This window comes from Flavobacterium sp. Root420, from assembly GCF_001427905.1.
GTDB lineage: Bacteria > Bacteroidota > Bacteroidia > Flavobacteriales > Flavobacteriaceae > Flavobacterium.
This window is the reverse complement of sequence record NZ_LMEF01000032.1, coordinates 465-23544: the sequence shown is the minus strand read 5'-3', so window position 1 is coordinate 23544 and position 23080 is coordinate 465. Positions and strand designations below refer to the sequence as shown.

General features: G+C 33.8%; 15 protein-coding genes. 5 read left to right on the top strand and 10 right to left on the bottom strand.

Annotated features, from left to right (window positions below):
* Positions 1 to 462, bottom strand: coding sequence for a GNAT family N-acetyltransferase (locus ASC72_RS20335; RefSeq protein WP_056195237.1), 462 nt, complete (start codon positions 460 to 462; stop codon positions 1 to 3).
* A 123-nt stretch (positions 463 to 585) separates the two neighbouring features.
* Between ASC72_RS20335 and ASC72_RS20330 the strand changes: the two genes are divergently transcribed.
* Positions 586 to 1212: a DUF1287 domain-containing protein gene (locus tag ASC72_RS20330; RefSeq protein WP_056195234.1), complete on the top strand. Its 627-nt coding sequence runs from the start codon at positions 586 to 588 to the stop codon at positions 1210 to 1212.
* A 97-nt stretch (positions 1213 to 1309) separates the two neighbouring features.
* Here ASC72_RS20330 and murC read toward each other — a convergent pair whose 3' ends face one another.
* Entirely contained in the window at positions 1310 to 2665 is a 1356-nt protein-coding gene (gene murC, locus ASC72_RS20325; RefSeq protein ID WP_056195231.1) for a UDP-N-acetylmuramate--L-alanine ligase, read from the bottom strand.
* A 66-nt stretch (positions 2666 to 2731) separates the two neighbouring features.
* Positions 2732 to 3418, bottom strand: a complete 687-nt coding sequence (locus ASC72_RS20320; RefSeq protein WP_056195229.1) for a lipopolysaccharide assembly protein LapB — start codon at positions 3416 to 3418, stop codon at positions 2732 to 2734.
* A 130-nt stretch (positions 3419 to 3548) separates the two neighbouring features.
* On the opposite strand from ASC72_RS20320, the gene ASC72_RS20315 reads away from it, so the two are divergent.
* Positions 3549 to 9902 (top strand): alpha-2-macroglobulin, encoded by a 6354-nt coding sequence (locus tag ASC72_RS20315; protein ID WP_056195226.1) that lies wholly within the window; start codon positions 3549 to 3551, stop codon positions 9900 to 9902.
* 163 nt (positions 9903 to 10065) lie between these two features.
* Here ASC72_RS20315 and ASC72_RS20310 read toward each other — a convergent pair whose 3' ends face one another.
* From ASC72_RS20310 to ASC72_RS20290, 5 genes are all read right to left on the bottom strand, one after another.
* Positions 10066 to 12210, bottom strand: a complete 2145-nt coding sequence (locus ASC72_RS20310; RefSeq protein ID WP_056195224.1) for a S46 family peptidase — start codon at positions 12208 to 12210, stop codon at positions 10066 to 10068.
* Positions 12211 to 12385: 175 nt separating this feature from the next.
* A complete protein-coding gene (gene obgE, locus ASC72_RS20305) occupies positions 12386 to 13387 on the bottom strand; it encodes a GTPase ObgE (protein WP_056195221.1) in 1002 nt (333 codons plus the stop codon).
* A 127-nt stretch (positions 13388 to 13514) separates the two neighbouring features.
* Complete coding sequence (locus ASC72_RS20300) at positions 13515 to 14789, bottom strand: hemolysin family protein (RefSeq protein WP_082564372.1); 1275 nt, start codon at positions 14787 to 14789, stop codon at positions 13515 to 13517.
* 220 nt (positions 14790 to 15009) lie between these two features.
* Positions 15010 to 15582 carry an adenylate kinase gene (locus tag ASC72_RS20295; RefSeq protein WP_056195215.1) on the bottom strand — a complete coding sequence of 191 codons (573 nt, stop codon included), beginning with the start codon at positions 15580 to 15582 and terminating at the stop codon, positions 15010 to 15012.
* A gap of 75 nt (positions 15583 to 15657) precedes the next feature.
* Positions 15658 to 16188, bottom strand: coding sequence for a phosphoribosyltransferase (locus ASC72_RS20290; protein WP_056195212.1), 531 nt, complete (start codon positions 16186 to 16188; stop codon positions 15658 to 15660).
* Between the two features lie 185 nt (positions 16189 to 16373).
* Here ASC72_RS20290 and ASC72_RS20285 point away from each other — a divergent pair, with 185 nt between their 5' ends.
* From ASC72_RS20285 to ASC72_RS20275, 3 genes are all read left to right on the top strand, one after another.
* Positions 16374 to 17648, top strand: coding sequence for a sorbosone dehydrogenase family protein (locus tag ASC72_RS20285; RefSeq protein WP_056195209.1), 1275 nt, complete (start codon positions 16374 to 16376; stop codon positions 17646 to 17648).
* A gap of 299 nt (positions 17649 to 17947) precedes the next feature.
* A complete protein-coding gene (locus ASC72_RS20280; protein ID WP_241775766.1) occupies positions 17948 to 19951 on the top strand; it encodes a TonB-dependent receptor in 2004 nt (667 codons plus the stop codon).
* Between the two features lie 23 nt (positions 19952 to 19974).
* Complete coding sequence (locus ASC72_RS20275; RefSeq protein WP_056195202.1) at positions 19975 to 20529, top strand: hypothetical protein; 555 nt, start codon at positions 19975 to 19977, stop codon at positions 20527 to 20529.
* Between the two features lie 105 nt (positions 20530 to 20634).
* Here the strand turns inward: ASC72_RS20275 and ASC72_RS20270 are convergent, their stop codons facing one another.
* Positions 20635 to 21522 (bottom strand): type IX secretion system membrane protein PorP/SprF, encoded by an 888-nt coding sequence (locus ASC72_RS20270; RefSeq protein WP_082564371.1) that lies wholly within the window; start codon positions 21520 to 21522, stop codon positions 20635 to 20637.
* A 19-nt stretch (positions 21523 to 21541) separates the two neighbouring features.
* A complete protein-coding gene (locus ASC72_RS24870; protein WP_371258474.1) occupies positions 21542 to 22525 on the bottom strand; it encodes a gliding motility-associated C-terminal domain-containing protein in 984 nt (327 codons plus the stop codon).
* Between the last annotated feature and the right edge of the window lie 555 nt (positions 22526 to 23080).

The following is a 23080-nucleotide window of genomic DNA, read 5'->3' as shown; positions in this document are numbered from 1 at the left end:
TTAAATAATAGATTTACGCATACAAACACTATTTGCCAAACCTTCATAAGGTTCATAATTCTCAACGATTCTAAAACCTACTTTTTGGTAAAGATTAATTGCTTCGATTTGTTTGTATAATGTTTCCAAAATCATCGTTTCAAACCCCTGATCTATAGCCTCATTTTCTAACTCTTTTATTACTCTTTGAGCTAAACCCAAGCCTCTTGCTTCAGGCGAAACAAACATGCGCTTTAATTCAACTGTATTTGTATTATATTTTTTAAAACAACCACAAGCAACAGCTTTACCATTCAAATAAATAATAAAAACATTAGAGTTGAATTCAATTAAATTATTACCCCAATAATCGTTTTTCAATTCCGGGTAACGTTCCCATAAAAAAATATCAAAGGTTTTTATTAAAGAAATAAAATCAGGATTTTCGCTTGTTGTCTTAACAACTCTTATAATTGGATTCATTTTATTACAGTCTTAAAAAATGGCTAATATATTAAAAAATAAGAAAAATCATTCATAAATAAAAGATAACTCTAAAATGATTAAATTTAAAACAAATAAGCCACTATAAAACATAATCTTACAATGAAATCAGTATCTCTTTTATGCATTTGCTTTTTACTTTTTTCTTGCAATCGAAAAGAAAAAAATGTCCTTCGTGCCGAAAACAATCTGCAAACAGTGCAAACTTTCGGGCAGCAATTATCAGATGCAGCGATTTCAATTATTGATCCATCAATAAATTATGATCCTGCTTATTTTTCAATTAAATATCCTAACGGTGATGTTCCAAAAAACAAAGGTGTTTGTACCGATGTGATCATTCGTTCTTACAGAAAATTAGGAATCGATTTGCAGAAAGAAGTTCATGAAGATATGATTTCAAATTTCTCTCAATATCCAAATTTAGAAAAATGGGGAATGACAAAAACCGATACCAATATTGATCACAGGAGAGTTCCCAATTTAGAAGTGTTTTTTGAAAGAAAAGGAATCAAACTGCCTGTAACCCAAAACGCAAAAGAGTATAAAACCGGAGAGATGGTAACCTGGATGATCAATAATAAATTGCCACACATCGGAATTATTACCAGTAAAAAATCAAAAGACGGACAAAGAAATTTGATCGTCCATAATGTTGGAAGCGGACAAGTTCTGGAAGATTGCTTATTCGAATATAAAATAGTCGGACATTATAGCTATACAAATTAGATAATTAGAAAATGTGCCAATTAGATAATTTTTAAAAAAAATACCGATTGCCTTTATGCAATCGGCACATTATCTAATTTTCTAATTGACACATTTTCTAATTAATCAAACTTTTAACCTCATCAAAATTCAATCCTCCGTAATTTCCTGAACTCATCAATAAAAGCGCAGAATTTTCAAGATTTAAGTTGAATAAATATTCTTTGAATTCACTTGGATTGGTGTAAATAATCAAATCTTCTCTATTAAAAGAATTGGCTATTTGTTCGTAAGTCACTTCTTCCAATTGTTTGATTTTTACAGCGTCCGGAGAATAGAAAACGACGGCAACATCAGCATATTCCAATGCGCCTTCATATTCTTTTAAGAATTCAGCATTTAAACTGCTATACGTATGCAATTCTAAACAAGCTACTAAAGTCCTGTTTGGATATTGTTCTTTTACTGCTTTTGTTGTAGCAGCCACTTTACTTGGAGAGTGGGCAAAGTCTTTATAAGCTACTTTTCCTTTTCCTTCGGCGATTTTCTCTAATCGCTTTGAAGCTCCTTTAAAACTCGCAATTGCTTCATAAAAATCAGCTTCGTCAACGCCCATGTTTTGGCAAATCCATTTGGCTCCAGCCAAATTATTTAAATTATGTGCTCCAAAAACTTCAATTGGCATATCGCCCTCAGGAGTTTTTAATAAAGTCACACCATCACTTACTGTATATTCAGGTGTATGATACGATAATTTACGAATAGGATTTGTTGCTGCTTCGGCAACGCGTTTTACTTCCGGATCATTTTCATTATAAACTAAAATACCACCGTTGGTAATTTTTTGAATGAAAATTTCAAATTGCTCCACATAATTCTCATATGTTGGAAACACATTAATATGATCCCAGGCAATTCCTGAAATTAGAGCGATATTAGGCTGATACAAATGAAATTTCGGTCTTCTGTCGATCGGAGAAGATAAATACTCATCACCTTCCAGAACCATAAAATCATTTTCTTCTGTAAGATGGACCATCGTATCAAAACCTTCCAGCTGTGCTCCTACCATATAATCAACTTCAATATTATGATAATGCATTACGTGCAAAATCATCGAAGTAATGGTTGTTTTTCCGTGCGATCCGCCAATTACAACGCGCGTTTTATTTTTAGATTGTTCATATAAAAATTCCGGGTACGAATAAATTTTCAATCCTAATTCTTGTGCTTTTAACAATTCCGGATTATCCGCTTTGGCGTGCATTCCAAGAATTACTGCTTCAATATCGGCAGTGATTTTTTCAGGAAACCAACCCAATTCGGCCGGTAAAATTCCTTTTTTCTCTAATCTTGATTTTGAAGGTTCAAAAATAGCGTCATCACTTCCTGTAACCTGATATCCCTTGTTATGCAATGCTAATGCTAAATTGTGCATGGCACTTCCGCCTATAGCGATGAAATGTGTTTTCATTTAAAATTCCAATTTTTTAAGTTCCAAATTCCAATTTCAGATGGAATTTAATTTTGTAGTTTTCAATTATGCTTCAAATCTTCGTTTCAATTCCTGTGCTTTTTTAGCATCTTTTAATTTGTTCAAATATAAATTATATAATTTTTGAAAAGTGACTTTTGATTTACCAATTTCATTTGCTTTTATATAATTTTTTTCAGCTGATGTATATCTTTTAAAGTATTCGTCAATTCTTCCTTTTGACATATATCCATCAACAGGAGAAATTTGCATTAATTCATTAGAATATCCTATTGCTTTCGATTCGCTTCCACCCAAAATTCCTGGCAATTGTAAGTAGATTTCAATCAAAGCCCATCTTGCGGGAATGTGTTTTGGATTTAGAATTATTGTTTTTTCGAATGCCTGTTTCATGTCATCTACCATTCCGAAAGCTTTTAATTTATTCACTTCCATGGCTCGCATTGCCAGACAACCTCCATATTTATAAAAATAATCTGCTTCGCTTGGTTTTAGCTCCTTTAGTTTTTTGTAATGTTCTGCTCCTTTTACCCACGCTTTTTGATGAGCAGCAATGTCTCCTAAATACTCTAGCGTTTTTAAATCTGAAGGTTTTGTTTTTAATACTCCTTCAAAAATAACCTGAGCTTCCTCATACTTTTTGGCATGAAATAACTTTTCTGCTTTTTCAAAATTAGTCTGTGACCAAATTAAAATTGGCGCAAGCAAAAAAAGAAGTGGGAGCTTTTTCATATTTCAAAAATAAGGAAATATAAAATGTATTATTTGGTTTAGGAGATAAATTAGTAATTTGTACGAAAATTATTTAAGCCGGTTCCCAACCTTTTGTCAAAAACTGCTCTCTATATACTAAAACACACTTATGAAAAATATCTTATTTGTTTTCTTATTGTTCACTACTGCTTTATTTGCACAACAAAATGACAAAAAATGGATTAAGGTTGTCTCTTATGAAAATGAAGGCAAAATAAAATCGGCAAGTAAAATTGTTGATCAAATTTACAAGAAAGCTGTAAAAAGAAAAGACGAAGTACAAATGATAAAATGCTTTTTTTATCAATCAAAATATCTTCAGGTTGTTGATGAAAATGCAAAGAAAAAAATCTTCACCAATTTAAAAACTGATATCAATCGGGTTTCAATTCCATCAAAAGCGATTTTGAATTTGGTTTATGCAAAATACTTAAATAATTACTCAAATTATGATTATGCTGTCGTGGTTGTAGATAGTGCTGCTGCAGTTGTAGACCAAGCTGCATATGCTGTGGCAGATAGTGTTGAAGTTCCTTCAGCTCAGGATTATATTAGTCCGCCATCTGAATTTACATCCGAAAAGGAAGTCATTGCAATTCTCGAAAAAACATTACAAAACGAGTCAATTCTAAAAACCACTCCGCTTACAAATTATCAGGCTATCTTTGATTTTTTGTCTTTAGAAAAACTAAAAAATGAAAACTTATATGATTATCTGCTTAAAGAAAATATCGATTTTTTCACTCAAAAGATAGAGCGATGGCAAATTCAAAATAGTGAAATAGCAGTATATAAAAACCAGCTTTTAGGAAATTCGGAAGCATTTTTGAAACTGGATTTAAGTTTTATAAAAGATGAAAATCTTAGAAAAGTTATTTCTTTATATCAAAAGTTAGAGTTAAGCAATCCTTCTTTAGAAAATCAATTTAACCGAATTATATTTTGCAGTGATTTTCTACCGGAACCTAATGAAGATTTGACAAAGTATTTAAATGAACTTCAACAACATTCAAACGATCCCTTTCTTACGCAAAAAATTCTACTTAAAAAAGCAGAACTTCTTCTTGCTCAAGCATCAAAAGAATCACATCCGGATTATAAAATTGAAGCTGTCAAAATATATGACAATATTATAAAGATCAATGATAAGACTAATGCAGCTCAAAGCGCCTTACAGCAAAAACAAAACGTTGTTTCTAAATCATTGGATATTCGACTTCAAAAATACAGTTATAATAAAGAGAACACCAGAGCTTTTATTAACTATAAAAACATAGATAATTTAAAAATTTCATTTTACAAAATAGATCAAAAAACACTAAAAAAATTTTCAGACTCAGAATTAATCTATAAACAAGATAGTTTAACTGCGGTAATTATAAAAACCCAAAATAAAATTGTCTCTCAAGATTATCATCTGCAAAACAAAAATGATTATTTTGAATATACAACAGAAGTTCTGCTACCACAATTAGAAACAGGAAGCTATTTAGTTTATTTTGAAAGCGATTCCGGATTAAAAGACAAAAAAGCTTTTGCATTTGAAACTATGACAGTCTCACACTTAAGTATTCTGGCATCTCAAGGAGACAATAAAGAAAACTTTCAGATTCTGGATCGAAAAACAGGAAAACCTCTGGAAAATGTATCCATAAAATCATCCTATTATACCATTAAAACCGATTCAAACGGATTAGCGTCCTATATTGGGCATAACAACCATTCGTACAATGATCACATTGAGTTTTCAGTAGAGAATGATACTATTTTACCAAACCGAAATTATATTCGATATACTCAGCCATACACTGCCAACGAACAAAAGACTTTAAACGCTAAAGTCGAGTTTTATTTGGATCGGGCCATTTACCGTCCAGGACAGACTGTTTATTACAAAGGAATTGCAATTCAAAAACAAGAAAACAAAACAAGCATTGTTGCCAATACTTCTTTTAAAATAATAGTTAAAGATGCTAATTCTCAAAATTTAAAAGAATTTGAAGTTACCTCAAATGAATTTGGCTCATTTTCAGGAGAATTTATTTTGCCAAAAAATGGTGCAACTGGCACTTTCTATATTTTTGCAGGAAAACCTGAAGATTATACAAAAGGAGATATTAACATAAAAAATAAACCAAATGAATCATTCTGGAAAGCTGCAATACTTCAATTTTCTGAAACTTATTTTAGAGTTGAAGAATACAAACGTCCAAAATTCAAAGTAGATTTTGATCCTAAAAAAGAAAGCTTTCAGGTAAATCAGTCGATTAAAGTCAGCGGAAGTGCAAAGGCATTTGCGGGAAGCAATATATCTGATGCAAAAGTGACTTATACAGTGAATAGATTTACAAGTTATTTTAGAAATTATTACGGACAGGAGCAAAATGAAACTATAGCAACAGGCGAAACCAAAACAGATGCTTCAGGGAAATTTGTAATTGAATTTAAAGCCGAACCTTCAAAAAATGCAATAAAAGAACAATTACCTGTCTTTAATTACAGAATAACGGCTCACGTTACGGATATCAATGGAGAAACCCATACCTCAGAGACCATCATAAAAGTAGGTTATCATGATTTGATTATCAATGCAAGTATTCCAAATCGTATTGAAACTAAAAACAAAAATGAAGTCACACTCACAAGCACAAATTTAAACGGAGAATTTTTAGCTGCAAAAGGCGAAATTAAATTGTATTTCGTCGCTCCATTCAGGAATAAATTCAAAGAACAAGTTTGGCCAAAACCAGAAATCGAAACTATTTCAGCCTCTGATTTTGAACGATTATTTCCTTATGAAATCCGCGAAATTAAAAGTGATAAAACAAGCGAAACTCTATTATTCTCAAAGAAAATAGATACCGAAAAAGACAAAAAAATAGCGCTGGATTTTATTTCAAATTATAAATCCGGAAATTATAAAATTGTTTTTTCTGCAAAAGACACTTTTAATAATGCTATAGAATCTGTTTCTACTTTTGAAATCAAACAAAGCAAAGACAAGTTTAATCCGGGTAAATTATTTACGGCAGAACAAATTAATAGTAATCCTAAAAAAGATGGTTTCGTCGAAGTCAAACTTTCTTCTATAATACCGGATCTTTATATCACTGCAAACGGAAACTATGGTAATCAAACCTATTTTGAGAATACTTATCATTTACAAAACAATGAAGTAACAATTAAAATTCCGTTAAAAAAAGAATTTGAGAACTCAATACGTTTATCTTTTCAAAGCATTTTTGAAAACGAAATTTTTAATGAAGAACTAAATGTAGTATTACAAACGGAAGAATCAAAACTAGAATTGATTGTCGAAAGTTTCAGAAATAAAATAGAACCCGGAAGTACTGAAAAATGGTCGTTTAAACTAAAATCAATAAATGCGAAAACCGAAGCTGAAGTATTAGCATCTTTGTATGACAGCTCCTTAGATCAGTTTACAAAAAGAGATTGGAACATTTTAAATATAAATAATTATCGATACAATACATCTAATTTTAAATCCGGTTTAGGTTTTGAAAAATCAAATTCTTCTTTGGAAAATCTAAATGAAGATCTACCTATAGGCAAATTCTATAAAGAAGAAACAAAATTAAACTGGTTTGGTTTTGACTTTTACAATAGTCGATACGGAGATTCACTGGGTTTAACAATAAGAGACATTAAAGATAAAAAAGTAGGCAGCGAAACTATAAAAGGAGACCCTGATGCTGTTTTAGCTGTTGATGAACCTGTTGGTGCAGGAAATGCAGCAGTTCTTGAAGAATCAGTGGTAGCACCGAGTGCAGATAACGTTCGATTTGTAAAACCTGCAGTAGCCAAATCTTCAGAAACTGTAAATGATCCTGAATATTATTTTAAAACCAATAAAGTAAAATTTATACCTGGAAAAAAAATCATCAGTGGCATGACCTCAATGATAGTCAATACATCAACTTTATATATAATTGATGGACAAATCTCTTCTGAAAGTAATTTTAAAAAGATAAATCCTGATGATCTTCTGGATATAGAATTTTTAAATGGAGACAAAGCCACAGCCCTTTACGGAAGCAGAGCTGCAAACGGCGTCATAATCATAACAACCAAAAAAGCCTTAGAAGAACTCACACAAGTAAAAGCCAGAAAAAACCTTTCTGAAACCGCTTTCTTTTTACCAAATCTTAGAACCGATGCTAATGGAAAAGTAAGTTTCAATTTTACATCTCCCGAAGCTTTAGCAGCATGGAAACTTCGTTTATTGGCACATAATAAAGATGCAGTTTCCGGTTATCTGGAGAAAAGCGTTGTAACCCAAAAGGAATTGATGGTTTTGCCAAATTTTCCACGTTTCTTTAGAGAAAAAGACACTATTATTATTTCTGCCAAAATTTCGAATATTACCGATAAAGCCAAAACCGGAATAGCGATTTTACAATTCTTTGATGCCACAACTATGCAGCCCATTGATGCGAAAATGCTGAACGCCAAAAATGTTCGAAATTTCAATGTTGGTGCTTTCGGAAACACAACAGCAACCTGGACGATTTCTATTCCTGAAGGTTTGCAAGGAGTTCAATATAAAATTTTGGCTAAATCAGGCAATTTTTCTGATGGAGAAGAAAACATACTTCCGGTTTTAACGAACAATATGCTGGTCACAGAAAGTATTCCGATTTGGGTTCGTGAGAATTCGACTAAAGAATATACTTTTGAGAATTTAAAAAACAATACTTCTTCGACTTTAAAGAATCATCAGTTTACATTAGAATATACTTCGAATCCGGCCTGGATTGCGATTCAATCCCTGCCGTATTTAATGGAATACGAACATGAATGTGCTGAACAAACTTTTGCTCGTTTTTATGCCAATGCTTTGGCTTCTGAAATTATATCAAGCAATCCGAAGATTGCAACTATTTTTGAAGACTGGAGAAAAAACGGCAAACTGAATTCGAAATTAGAAGAAAATGAAGAATTAAAATCGATTATTCTAGCCGAAACGCCTTGGCTAAATGATGCACAAAGTGAAGACGAAAAGAAAAAGAATTTGGCTCTTTTATTTGATTTAGAGAAAATGAAAAATTCTCAGGAAGCTACTTTTGATAAATTAAAACAAAAGCAGAAATCATCTGGAGGATTTGCATGGTTTAACGGAAGCGACGAAAACGAATATATCACCAGACATATTCTGGCTGGTTTGGGTCATTTATCAAAATTGAGCAAAAATGAAGACATTGAACACAAGATTGAAGAAATCAGTAAACCTGGAATTCCTTATCTGGATGGCAAGTTTTTAGAATCCTACAAAAGCAGAGCCAAAAATTTAAAAGCAACAGATAAACTAAGCTGGATTAACCCTAATTCTGATTTACATTATCTATATACAAGAAGTTTTTATCTTGAAGATTATAAATTATCAGACACTCTAAAAAAGGCTACTAAACTATATCTTGATATTATTAAAAAAGAATGGTTATCATATTCTCTTTACGAAAAAGGTTTGGCGGCATTGTCTTTAAATCGTTTTGGAGAGAGTGAATCGGCTAAAAAAATTATAGAAAGTTTAAAAGAGACTTCATCCAATAATGAAGATTGGGGAATGTATTGGATCGCCAACAAAGCGGGCTGGTATTGGTATCAGGCGCCTATAGAAACACAGGCTTTATTGATTGAGGCTTTCGCCGAAGTGAATCACGATACCAAATCTGTGGATGCGATGAAAGTCTGGTTATTAAAAAACAAACAGACTAAAAACTGGCCCACCACAAAATCAACTACCGAAGCTGTTTATGCTTTATTAATGCAAGGCACCGATTGGCTTTCTGTAAAAGATAATACCGTTATTAAACTTGGAAATGAAAAAATCCTCACCAAAAAATTATCTGAAAGCGAGAAAGAAGCCGAAACAGGTTATATCAAAATGAACTGGAAAACGGATGAAATTAAAAAAGAAATGGCTTCAATAAACATTCAGAACAAATCGAAGGTTCCTGGTTTTGGTGGTGTGTATTGGCAGTATTTTGAAGATTTGGATAAAATCAAAACGAATTCGGGAGCTGTTTTATCAGTTTCGAAAGAGTTATATCTCAAAAAGAATTCTATGAAAGGTGATCAGTTAGAAAGAATCACCTCTAAAAACCCTTTAAAAACAGGAGACTTGGTTACGGTTCGATTGATTATCACTTCTAAAGAAGATACAGAATATGTTCACTTGAAAGATATGAGAGCTTCTTGTTTTGAGCCTGTAAATGTACTTTCAGAATACCAATACAAAGATCGATTAGGCTATTATATGAGTACGAAAGATGCCGCAACACATTTCTTCTTCGATCGAATTGACAAAGGAACTTATGTATTAGAATATGATATCAGAGTAAATAACAGCGGTGAATTCTCCAACGGAATTTCAACAATAGAAAGTATGTATGCACCAGAATTTTCAAGTCATACAAAAGGCATTCGAGTAAAAGTGAATTAAAATTCCAAAAAAAAATAGCCCCGAATTCACGAATTAATTAAAATAAAAATTCGTGAATTGCTTCGCCTGTTCGCTATTGCTCGGGTTGTGGCGAAAAAAAATTCCAAAAAAAACCCGACAGATTTAAAAATCTGTCGGGTTTACTTTTGAATAAAAATTGAGATTATTTAATAATCGTCATTTCATCAATAATATTTTTTGCTCCGGCGTATTTGTCGATAATCCAAAGTACATAACGAATGTCTACGTTGATTGTTCTTTGCAATTTTGGATCAAAAATAACATCTCCGGCCATAGCTTCGATGTTTCCGTCAAAAGCAATTCCAATTAATTCTCCTTTTCCGTTTAATACCGGAGAACCTGAATTCCCTCCTGTAATGTCATTATCTGTCAAGAAGTTTACTGGCATATATCCTGCTTTATCAGCATACTGACCAAAATCTTTTGCTTTGTTTAACTCTAACAAACGCGCTGGCAAATCAAATTCCTGATCTCCGGCTTTATACTTTTTAACCATACTTTCCATGGTTGTATAATTGTTGATTGTAGCGTCATTACGCGGATCCGCTGGCAATGCACGAACTTTTCCGTAAGTCAGTCTCAAAGTTGAGTTTGCATCAGGGTATTTTATTGCATTTAATTTTGATTCTCTCAAACCTTCAACCAGTTTGCGGTAAGCAACTGCAAAACCATCATCAGCTTTTGCCTGATCATCTGTTTTAGCACGGTATTTTGTCATCAAATCATTTGAAATGATATACAATGGATCATGAACAATCGCTAGTGGTTTTGGATCAGCCATAAATGCTAATACTTTTTCTTTAGATGTGAAATAACTTATTTCAGTTGCTTTTGCCACATCAGTAGTAAAGTCACCATTATTTGCCGTTTTCATTTTAGCAATTTGTGGTGCCAAACCATATTCAGCAGCTTTAGCAGCGTATAGATTCAATTGTGCAGTTAATACATCTTTTTCAAGCGGTGCATAAAATTCACCATAAATGTTATCGATCATAGTGTTGATCTTAGGCAACATTTCGGCTTTTTTGGCATCGTTTTCATTATAGTAGGCAATTAATGCATTTCCTAAATTTGCTGGCCCGGTTGCGTAACTTGAAGTACGTAAAACCTGAGATAAATAATTATCGTGACGCGCTTTTAAATTCGTTTCCTTGTAATAATCATTAATCGTCGGAATTACATTTTCGTACTTTTCTTTATTAGCTGGTTTAGCAGCCCATTCGTAGAATTTATCTTCTTGTTCAGATTTAGCAGCTGCTGTTCCGGCTTTCGTCAAAGCATCAATCATTCCCTGACGGTTTTTCCAGTAATTGGCTGTCGAAGCATATTTAGACACATATTGCAAACGAACTGTGGCATCTTTGTCCATATACTTTTTCATTTGGTCCATTCCCGTTTTTGCACCTTCAACCCAAGCAGGATAAGCAAATTTTACGTTTTGATCAATTCCGCCAGCTGGCATCCAACGATTTGTTCTTCCAGGATATCCAAGAATCATCGCGAAATCATTTTCTTTAACTCCTTTGATGCTTACAGGCAAATAATGTTTTGGCTGTAAAGGCACATTCTCTTTTGAGTATGTTGCAGGGTTTCCAGCTTTATCAGCATAGACCCTAAACATAGAGAAATCTCCCGTTTGACGAGGCCACTCCCAGTTATCAGTATCTCCACCAAATTTACCAACACTTTCCGGTGGCGTTCCCACTAAACGAACGTCTGTATAATCCTGGTAAACGAAATAATAATATTCATTTCCCTGAAAGAAAGGACGAACAGAAACGGTATATTTTCCGCCTTCGTTATTTTCCTTTTCGATCAAAGCAATTTCTTGCTGAATGATTTTGTTTCTCTCTGTTTCTGTCATCGTATCATTAACTTTTGATAAAATTCTTTTAGAAACATCGTCCATACGAACAAAGAAGCGAACGTATAATGATTTTGGTTTCATTTCGGCACTTTTCTCTTTTGCCCAAAACCCATCTTTTAAATAATTTTGTTCCGCTGTAGAAAGTTCTGCGATTGCATTGTAACCACAATGATGATTTGTTAAAACTAATCCGTCTTTCGAAACGATTTCAGCTGTACAACCTCCATTAAACTGTACAACAGCATCTTTTAAACTATGATGATTAATGCTGTAAATTTCTTCGGCTGTTAATTGCAAGCCCATTTTTTCCATATCTCTATGGTTCAATCTTTCGATAAACATCAAAAACCACATTCCTTCGTCAGCCCTTGCAGGAAAAGCCATAAGGCACATGGTAAAGAATAAAACTATTTTTTTCATATTATTTTGTTTAAGTCATGCGAATATAAAGCATTTTCGCAATTATTGCATCTTATAAACTCTTAAAATAAAACATACCAGTTGTTTTATATCTTTTTTTTACGAATTTAATATCAAACCCAATAAAAAAGGCGTCCGTTGTAGCGGACGCCTTTTAAAAATATTTTTAAGCTTTTTAGTCGTTAAGCATTTTCCAAAGTTTGTCTTTCAATTCTGTCAAGCCCTGTTGCGCTACAGAAGAAATAAACATATAAGGAACATCCTTGAAAGCAACATCAAGTTCAACTTTTAATTCAGCTTTAAGTTCGTCATCAAGCATATCGCATTTTGAGATCACCAACAAACGTTCTTTATCTAACATTTCAGGATTGTATTTGGTCAACTCATTAACCAAAATATCATATTCTCCTTTAATATCAGGAGTATCCACAGGAACTAAAAACAACAACGTTGAGTTACGTTCAATATGACGCAGGAAATAATGCCCTAAACCTTTTCCTTCAGCCGCACCTTCAATAATTCCGGGAATATCAGCAATTACAAAAGATTGATAATCTCTGTAAGCCACAATTCCTAAGTTAGGTTTTAAAGTTGTAAAAGGATAATCAGCAATTTTTGGTTTTGCAGAAGTCAGTACAGACAACAAAGTTGATTTCCCGGCATTTGGAAAACCTACCAATCCAACATCAGCCAAAACTTTAAGCTCCAGAATTACGTCCATTTCTACACCTGGTAAACCTGGCTGTGCGTAACGTGGTGTTTGGTTTGTTGAACTTCTAAAGTGCCAGTTTCCTAAACCACCTTTTCCTCCTCTTGAAAGAATTTGTTTTTCACCATCTTCTGTAATTTCAAATAAGGTTTCTCCGGTTTCTTTATCTTTTACTACAGTTCCTAAAGGTACTTCGATAAATTTATCATCTCCATCAGCACCCGTACTACGGTCTCCTCCTCCATCTCCACCGTGACCGGCTTTAATGTGACGTGCAAATTTTAAGTGAAATAATGTCCACAAACCTTTATTCCCCACTAAATATACGTGTCCACCGCGACCACCGTCACCACCATCCGGGCCTCCTTTTTCAATAAATTTCTCTCTATGTAAATGCGTAGATCCTTTTCCTCCTTTTCCGGATGAAACATATATCTTAACGTAATCTACAAAATTTCCTTCTGTCATTGTTTTGAATTTCAGATTTTAGATTTTAGATTTTAGATTACTCTAAAACTTATCTCTAACTTCTATTGTTTTTGTCTATTCAGTCACAGTTTTTCAGTGCAAACTGCGACTGAAAACTATTTTATTTTTACTCTTTTAGAGCTTTTACTAATACTTTGTCAATCTTTACGCCATCCATGTCCAGCACTTCAAGTACAAATTTTTGCCAATATAATTTTTCGCCTTCTTTAGGAATATGCGAAAGCTCGGTCATAATCATTCCGCTTACGGTGTTTACTTCGTAATCGTTTGTCAATTCATCTAACTCAAAATAGGTTAGGAAATCGTGCAATGAATAATGTCCGTCAACTAACCATGAACCATCTTCTCTTTCAATTAACTGGAATTCATCTTTATAAAAATCAGATGCATCTCCAACCAAAGCTTCCAGAATGTCATTCAAAGTAATTATTCCCTGAAAAACGCCATATTCATCAGAAACCAAAGCATAATGTACTCCGGTTCTTTTAAAATTTTCCAACGCTTTATAAGCCGTTGTCTGTTCCATTAAATAAGGAGGATCTGTCATAATTGCCGACAAATCAAAATGTTCGCTTTCAATGTTGGCGAATATATTTTTAAGCGTTACAATTCCGACAATATCATCGTAGTTGTCATTATATACCGGATAAACAGTGTGCAAATCTTCTAAAACCAATGTTTTGATTTTGTCTTTATCTGCGTTTAATGGCAACATGTCTACCGATTTACGGTGTGTCATTAACGAATTTACTTTTCGGTCACCAATATGAAAAACGCGCTCCACGATATCCTGTTCAATTTCCTGAACTTCTCCGCCTTCGGTTCCTTCTTTTATAATGGCTTTAATTTCTTCTTCGGTCACTTTTCCGTCAGCTGAAGGTTTTATCTGTAAAATATTCAGCAAAAAATCGGTTGATGATGTTAACAACCAAATAAATGGAGCTGTTACAATCGAAACTATTTTCATTGGAAGCGCTACCGCTTTTGCAATTGCTTCCGGATAATTTAAACCAATTCTTTTTGGCAATAATTCTCCTAAAACCAAAGAAAAAAACGTTAAAACCACGACCACAATTCCAACTGCAACTGAATGTGCATAGGGTTTTAAAATAGCAAATCCGGCAACAAAAGTCTCAACATCCATTGTGATTTTATCTCCACTATAAATACCGGTCAAAATTCCGATTAAGGTAATTCCGATTTGTACGGTAGATAAAAACTTGTTTGGAGAATTGGCTAAATCCAATGCAATTTTTGCACTTTTATTTCCTTTTTTTGCAGCAGTTTCCAATCTGTTTTTTCTAGCCGAAATCAATGCGATTTCTGACATCGAGAAAACTCCGTTTAATAGTATTAGAAAAAATATTATTAGTATTTCCAATTTGTGGCTTATTCGTTATAAAATAGTTCGTTAATATAATTTGTAATCTCTTGTATTTTTAGCCCAGATGGAAGAGAAAAGCCCGGAGCTAAAAAAACTAATTTTTCTTGCCAGAAAATAGCTGACTCCCGAAGCGTCGGGAGAAGCTCGTTTTATGGTTAGAAAAATAGTTTTTTTAGCGTCCCGAAGCTTCGGGATGAAACGTACAGCTGGATAGCTTCTACAAATTATCTATAACTGACGTTAATCGCTCTGTAATTTGTTCAACAGTACCTATGCCATCTACAGCATAAAACTTATTTTGTGCTTTATAATATCCAATTAATGGAGCTGTTTTTTCGTTGTATTCCTGATATCTTACGCGAATTTTTTCTTCGTCCTGATCATCAACTCTTCCGCTTGTTTTTCCTCTTTCAAGCAAACGGGCTACCAAAACCTCATCATCAGCTTCTAATGCAATCGTTGCTGTAACACTTGATCCGATTGTTGGTAAAAATTTATCTAAAGCCTCAGCCTGATCTAAAGTTCTTGGGTAACCGTCGAACAAAAATCCGTTTGAATCTAAATGTTTGTTCACCTCTTCAATTAACATTGCCGTTGTAACTTCGCAAGGAACCAATTCGCCATTGTCCATAAAAACTCTTGCTCTTTTACCTAAATCTGTATCATTTTTTAAATTAAAACGAAAAATATCTCCTGTAGAAAGATGTGTTAATTTGTATTTCTCTTTTAAAAATTCTGCCTGAGTTCCTTTTCCTGCTCCCGGCTTTCCAAATAAAACGATGTTAATCATAATGTGAGTGTTTCTTGACTTCCTGATTTTAGCTAAGAAGTTTAAAATGAATATATAGTTGTGTTGTGTTTTTAATTATTCGGCTAACTTATATACTTCAGTTAAATTTCTTCCTAAACCATCGTAGTCTAAACCGTAGCCCACGATGAATTTATTTGGAATCCTGATTCCGACGTAATCAATTTTAATATCTTTTTTATACGCTTCAGGTTTAAAAAACAGAGTTGCAATTTTAAAATGCTTTACATTTAGTTCTTTAAACAAGTGTTTTAGTTCTTCGATTGTATTTCCGGTGTCAATAATATCTTCAATTATTACCACAGTTCTTCCAGAAAGGTCCTGATTAATTCCGATTAATTCTTTAACAACATTCGTCGTTTCAGTTCCTTCGTAAGAGGCCATTTTGATGAATGAAACCTCGCAGGGACTTTTGTATTTTTTCAGAAAATCGCTTACAACCATAAATGCACCATTCAAAACGCCAATAAAAATTGGAGTATCGTCTCCAAAATCATCTTCTACCTGCGCCACTATTTTTGTTAAAGCAAAATCAATTTCTTTAGCCGAAATAAACGGAACAAATTGTTTATCGTGAAGTTGTATCATTATTTTTGATTTTAAAATAATGCGCAAAGATACAGAATTACAACCAAATTGTCAGTATCAAATTATATCGATAAGGTGACTTTTTTGCGAATGTTAAATATCAGTTAATATTTACAAACGGTTTCTAACCACTATTTTAAATTTTATTAAATTGTTGTTTTGTAAATATTTAACTCCAATCAACCATGAAAACTACTATACAATTTTTATCATTGTCGTTATTAACCATAATGACAGCCTGCAACGGGCAAGTGAAGAAAGAAGAAAAAGAAGCGCTGGCAAAACAACCTGCCAATGTTGTAAAAACCGCAATTGGTGATATTACCTTACCTCCACCTTTTGCAACCGAATCTAAAACAAACAACAGCAAAGTTATAGGCTGGCCGGAAGGAAAAACGCCAACAGCACCGGAAGGTTTCACCGTTACTAAATTTGCTGATGGCTTCGAAAACCCGCGTTGGACTTATATTGCACCCAACAATGATATTTTTGTTGTAGAAAGTGGAACCAGAACCAGTAAAAATCAGATTACAGTACTTCGTGACAAAGACAAGGACGGAAAATTTGAAACTCGTGAAGTTTTCATAAAAGATTTGAACAAGCCTTTTGGAATGTTGGTTCTAAAAGACTTTTTCTACATTGCCAATACCGATGGTCTATACAAATATCCATATAAAAATAATCCCCTAAAATTAGAAACCAAAGGCGAAAAAATACTGGAACTTCCTGCGGGAGGTTATAATAATCACTGGACAAGAAATATAATTTCGAACGCTGACGGATCAAAAATTTATGTTTCGGTAGGTTCAGGAAGTAATGTTGGAGAAAACGGAATGGATAAAGAAATACGCCGAGCTGCTATATTAGAAATAAATCCTGACGGAACCGGAGAAAAAATCTACGCATCCGGACTTAGAAATCCGGTTGGAATGGATTGGAATCCGGTAAATAAAGAACTTTGGACTGCTGTTAATGAGCGTGATGAATTGGGAGATGATTTGGTTCCGGATTATATTACAAGCGTAAAAAGAGATGGTTTTTATGGATGGCCGTATTCTTATTTCGGAAATATTTTAGATCCGAGAATGAAAGGCGAACGTAAAGATTTGGCAGCAAAAGCAATTGTTCCTGATGTTCCAGTTGGTCCTCACACAGCGTCGTTGGGATTGGCTTTCTACAATAAAGATAAATTCCCGGCTAAATATAAAAATGGTGCTTTTGTTGGACAGCATGGTTCATGGAATCGCGCCAACATCTCTGGCTATAAAGTAATTTTTGTTCCTTTTGCGAATGGAAAACCTTCCGGAAAACCAGAAGATTTTTTAACTGGATTTATTTCTGATGCTGACAAAGCTCAGGTTTACGGACGTCCGGTGGCGGTTACGGTTATGAATGACGGATCGCTTTTGGTAAATGATGACAGCGGAAATACAATTTGGAAAGTGACAGCGAACAAGTAAAATTTCAATTTTTTAAAATCCCAAATTCCAATCTGTGTGAATAAATTTAAACACATAGAAACATAGTATTTGCTGGAACGTAAAAAAGGCGTTTCACTCGTTTTAAAACACATAACTATGTGTCTTTTAGCAAATGAAATGCCTTTATGCGCAAACCAAAACTATGTTTCTATGTGTTTAAAATTAGCTCAAAAACTAACTACCCCTTTATGCTTTTAAAAAAATATTGCTTTTTTCTTGTTTTAATTTTTTTCCAAAACACTTTTTCACAGGAACAAAAAAGCAAATCTATTGATACGGTGAAAACAGAAAAACTGGATGAGGTTATCATCAGTTCCTTTCATATTAATGACAGTTTACAGAATGCGCCGGCATCTATTGGAATTTTATCCAAAAAAGAACTGACGCAAAACAATGCTACAGATATTACCAATGTCGTAAATACAATTCCGGGTGTTTTTATGCAATCGTCCAATTTTACAACAACCCGAATTTCGATTCGAGGTATTGGCGCAAGAACGCCGTATGGAACCAATAAAATAAGGGCTTTTTATGGCAGTATTCCGCTCACTTCCGGAAATAGTGAAACGGTTATTGATGATATCGATTTGGAGAACCTCAACCAGATTGAAATTATCAAAGGACCACTTTCGAGTATTTATGGTGCTGGTTTGGGTGGAGCGATTTTAATTTCACCTCAACTTTCTAAAACTAAAGGACAAACTGCAGGAATAAATTCCACTTTTGGATCTTTTGGATTATTGAAAAATACTTTGAATTATAGTGTTGACCAGAAAAATTCAAGTTTGAATTTAAGTTATCACAATTTAAAATCAGACGGCTGGCGCGAAAACAGTTCTTATAAACGAGAAGGAATTACGCTTGCCGGAGAATTATTCAGAAAGCAAAACAGCAAACTGACTTACTTCACTAATTACACTTATTTAAAAGCTTTTATTCCGAGTTCGATTAGCAAAGAAGTTTACGATTTAAATCCGCAGTTGGGTGCACCGACCTGGGTGGCTTCAAAAGGATTTAAAGAATACAAATCGACTTTGGCGGGAATGGCTTATGATTTTAAGATTAATGACAATCTGAGTAATTCAACTTCTGTTTTCATTAATTACAAAGACAGCAACGAACCGAGACCTTTTGACATTTTGCGTCAATATACATTTGCAACCGGAGCAAGAACACAATTTTCAGGGAATTTTGAAATTGGAAAACTGAAGAATCAATTCATTTTCGGAATGGAATATTTTACTGATAATTACAACGGAAATACATTTGAAAATTTATACAAACAAAATAACGGAGAAGGCAGTTTACAAGGAAATCAATTGACGGAAACCGATCAGAAAAGGCATTTTTATAATATATTTTCTCAAATCAGATCGTTGCTTTCTGAAAAATTCGAACTTCAATTCGGCCTAAATTATAATGAAACGCATTTTGAACTGACGAACTTTCTTCCGCAAAAAACTTCAACTGAAAAATACAGTTATGACGGCATTTTTTCTCCTCAGCTTTCTCTCTTATTCAAACCGAATCAGCAACAAACTATTTATTTTTCAGCTAGCCGTGGCTTTTCATTACCAGCAACGGAAGAAACTCTGACCAGCAACGGAACCATCAATCCGAACATTAAACCTGAAAACGGTTATAATTTTGAATTGGGCGGAAAATTCTATTTATTCAACAAAAATCTGTATACCGAAATTGCTGTTTACCGAATGGAAATCAAAGATTTATTGGTGGCAAAAAGAATCGGCGATGATCAATATGAAGGTGTAAATGCCGGAAAAACATTGCATGAAGGAATTGAAATTACGTTGAAACACAATTGGCAAATTAATCGATTTTTTAATCTGAACTCTTACATTGGAACTTCAATAGGAAAATATGAGTTTAAGGAATTTGTTGACAGTGGAAATGATTATTCCGGAAATAAATTAACCGGAGTTCCTGCCAATAAAGTCAATGTGGGATTGATTTTGAATACCCATTTTGGAATTTATTTGAATGCCGATTATCAATTTGTGGATGAAATTCCGATGAACGATGCTAATTCTGCTTTCTCTGATTCTTATAATATTATCAATTTAAAAACAGGTTATCAATTTGAAATTCTCCATAATCTAAATGCCAATTTTGCTTTTGGAATTAAAAATATGACTAATGAAAAATATGCTTCTTTAATTCTACCGAATGCGCTTCCTGTCGGGACTTCATCTCCAAGATATTATTACCCAGGGCTTCCTGTAAATTACTACGGAAATATCTCATTAAATTACCTATTTTAGCCGCAGAATTAAATCGATTAAAGATGTCATTTGAACTGCAAAAGAAACTCGAATACGTTAGTGCTTATAGAGAAAATCGTCTGAAAGTAGCGCAGGAAATTTTAGAAAATCCCCGTTTATTTCAAGAGTTGGTTTCAGTTTGCTTTTCTCCATCAGACAAAAACAATCATAAAGCCTGTTGGATTTTAGAATTTGTATCTTATGAAGAATTGATTTGGCTTCAGTCTCATTTGGATTTTTTCTGTTCGAATTTGAAATTTTTAAAAGATGAAAGTGCCATTCGCCCCATTGCAAAAGTGCTTCAGCTTTTAGTAAAATCACATTACAAAAAAGATGAAAATTGCATTATTCTTTCGGAAGAAAATCTTCAGGATTGTATCGAAGCCTCTTTTGATTGGCTGATAAACGATGTAAAAGTAGCCACAAAAGCCTATTCGATAAGAACTTTATATGTTTTAGGAAACTATTACGACTGGATTCATCCTGAACTGAAAATTATTCTGGATAAGGATTATGGTGATCATTCGGCCGCTTATAAAGCGGTTGCAAAAGAAGTGTTAAGGAAATTGAATAAATAGGAATTGTTGTAAATCAAAAAAGGGCCATCTGTAGATAGATGCCCTTTTTTTATTACTACTTCTAAATAAAACTAAACTTCAGTTCAAATTTTTAGTGGGGAATTATTAAAATTTAAAGCGAAGAAAGAATTCGTTCGTATTTCCGGCACTAGCCATTACTTTTTTAGTATTTGCCTCATAAGCATATCCAAAAGTCAAATGCTTACTAATTGTTAAGCCTGCAATTCCTGCATAAGCGTTGTCAACTCTGTAACTTCCTCCAATTTCAAAAAACTGGTCGATTTGAAGCATTAAATTCAGATCTACAGAAAGTGGAGCACCATTAACATAACGCATTAGGAAAGAAGGTTTCAAGATCAATTCTGTTGTTGTTTCCAGATCAAAATCGTAACCACTGCTTAAATAAACATGTGGTCTGTCTGTTGCAACAGCAGTATAGCCATCTTTGTTTTTAGCACGCTCTGTATTTAATATTCTTGGGACAGACAGAGACACATAATATTTATCATTCTTTAATAAAGCTCCAACCCCTACGTTTGGATTAAATTGATTGATATTGGCCAAAGCCGGATCTGATTGAGGAACATAAGTTTGCAATCCTGATGTGTTTACATTGTAAAAATTTCCACCGGCTTTAATACCTAAATACAAATCTGTAAGAGCCCCTACCTGCAATTTATACGAAATATCTATTCCGAGTTGTGTTTGTTTTTCGACAAACGTTTGATCATAAACCATAGAAATACCTAATCCTACATTGCCTCCAACTGGCGTTCCAAAAGAAACTGCCTGTGTTTCGGGAGCATTTTCTATACCCGTCCATTGTTTACGAAATGTGGTAGACAAAAGGGTTTCTCCGCTTACACCCGCATAAGCCGGATTTATAACATTCATTTGATAACGGTATGTTGTCAGTACCGTTTCTTGCTGTGCAAAAAGCATACTACTAAAAAGTAGTAATGCTCCTGCCGCTATATTTTTAATTATTTTCATTTCTAAAATTTTATTTTAATTACCTGTTAATGTATATCCAACCTTGTTTGTCGATCGTTCCGTTCCCATCTAAATCAATTTGATAGTAATAAGAACTTGCCGCAGGTAAAGTACTTGAGTTTCCTTTCGAATGTCCGTCCCAGTCATTTTGATAGTTTCGGGCAACAAATACCTCAGCTCCCCAACGGTTGAAAACACGAACTACAGAACTAGGATGATTTTCGATATTAGAAATAACCCAGGTATCATTTATACCATCTCCGTTTGGAGTAAAAGCTTCAGAGATATTCATTTGATCTTTATCGCAGGCATCTCCTAAACCATTATGGTTACGATCTTCCTGATAAGGATTTGCAGTAATTGGACAATTATCAATTGCATCTGAAATTCCGTCATTGTCATCATCAGCATCACAATTGTCTAAAATTCCGTCGTTGTCATTATCTCCAAAAGTATTAGTAACAGTAACTATTGCAGTTGCAGTTGACTTGTTGCCATTTTTATCTGTAACTGTCAAGATAACTGTATTGGCTCCAACATTGGTACAATCAAAAGAAAGTTTACTTACACTTACAGAAGCGATTCCGCAGTTATCAGAACTTCCGTTGTTAATTTCGTTTACAGTTACTGAAGCATTCCCTGCATCATCAAGCTGAACAGATAGATTACGCGTTTTTGCTGTTGGGAGAATAAGATCCCCAACGGTTACTGTTGCTGTTGCTGTAGCAACATTTCCATTTACATCTGTTACTTTAAGTGTTACCTGGTTTACTCCAACATTGTTACAGCTAAAAGTATTTGGCGTAACTGTTATTGAAGCAATTCCGCAAGTATCAGAACTTCCGTTATCAATTTGACTTGCTGTTATTGAAGCATTTCCTGATGCATCAAGCTGAACCGTTGCATTTTTAATCAAAACTACCGGAGCAACTTTATCCTGAACTGTTACAATGGCTGTCGCCAATGAAACATTTCCGTTTGCATCTGTAACTGTTAGAGTCACTGTATTTGCTCCAACATTTGCACATGTAAATGTTGATGGAGAAACTGTTAAAACAGGAGTTCCACACGTTGCTGTTGAACCATTGTTAACATCTGCAGCTGTGATTGTTGCATTCCCTGTCGCGTTAAGCTGTACTAATGTGTTTTTTGCTAAAGCGATTGGAGCATTTTTATTTTCTATTGTAACAATTACTGTTTTCGAAGCAACATTTCCGTTTGCATCTGTAGCAGTTAAAGTCACAGTGTTATTTCCAACATTAGCACATGTAAACGTATTTGGAGAAACTGTTAAAGCAGTAATACCGCAGTCATCAAATGAATTATTATTTACATCCGAAGCCTGAATAGTTGCATTTCCTGCCGCATCAAGCTGCACCAAAATATTTTTTGCAATTACAGTTGGCAAAATATTATCTGTTACTTTTACTGTTTGAACTACTGCAATTGCAGCATTTCCATTAGCATCACTTACATTCCATTTAATTGTTGTAGTTCCWACTGGATAAACATCAGAAAGTRATTTTGCATCGCTTCTYACTCCWRTTGGAGTTCCAAC

Bases quoted from the DNA above. Each gene is read 5' to 3' on its own strand.
- ASC72_RS20270 (WP_082564371.1), bottom strand. From the start codon at position 21,522: ATGAAAATAATTAAAAATATAGCGGCAGGAGCATTACTACTTTTTAGT.
- ASC72_RS20275 (WP_056195202.1), top strand. From the start codon at position 19,975: ATGTCATTTGAACTGCAAAAGAAACTCGAATACGTTAGTGCTTATAGA.
- ASC72_RS20320 (WP_056195229.1), bottom strand. From the start codon at position 3,418: ATGAAAAAGCTCCCACTTCTTTTTTTGCTTGCGCCAATTTTAATTTGG.
- obgE (WP_056195221.1), bottom strand. From the start codon at position 13,387: ATGACAGAAGGAAATTTTGTAGATTACGTTAAGATATATGTTTCATCC.
- ASC72_RS20295 (WP_056195215.1), bottom strand. From the start codon at position 15,582: ATGATTAACATCGTTTTATTTGGAAAGCCGGGAGCAGGAAAAGGAACT.
- ASC72_RS20285 (WP_056195209.1), top strand. From the start codon at position 16,374: ATGAAAACTACTATACAATTTTTATCATTGTCGTTATTAACCATAATG.
- ASC72_RS20330 (WP_056195234.1), top strand. From the start codon at position 586: ATGAAATCAGTATCTCTTTTATGCATTTGCTTTTTACTTTTTTCTTGC.
- ASC72_RS20310 (WP_056195224.1), bottom strand. From the start codon at position 12,210: ATGAAAAAAATAGTTTTATTCTTTACCATGTGCCTTATGGCTTTTCCT.
- murC (WP_056195231.1), bottom strand. From the start codon at position 2,665: ATGAAAACACATTTCATCGCTATAGGCGGAAGTGCCATGCACAATTTA.
- ASC72_RS20315 (WP_056195226.1), top strand. From the start codon at position 3,549: ATGAAAAATATCTTATTTGTTTTCTTATTGTTCACTACTGCTTTATTT.
- ASC72_RS20290 (WP_056195212.1), bottom strand. From the start codon at position 16,188: ATGATACAACTTCACGATAAACAATTTGTTCCGTTTATTTCGGCTAAA.
- ASC72_RS20335 (WP_056195237.1), bottom strand. From the start codon at position 462: ATGAATCCAATTATAAGAGTTGTTAAGACAACAAGCGAAAATCCTGAT.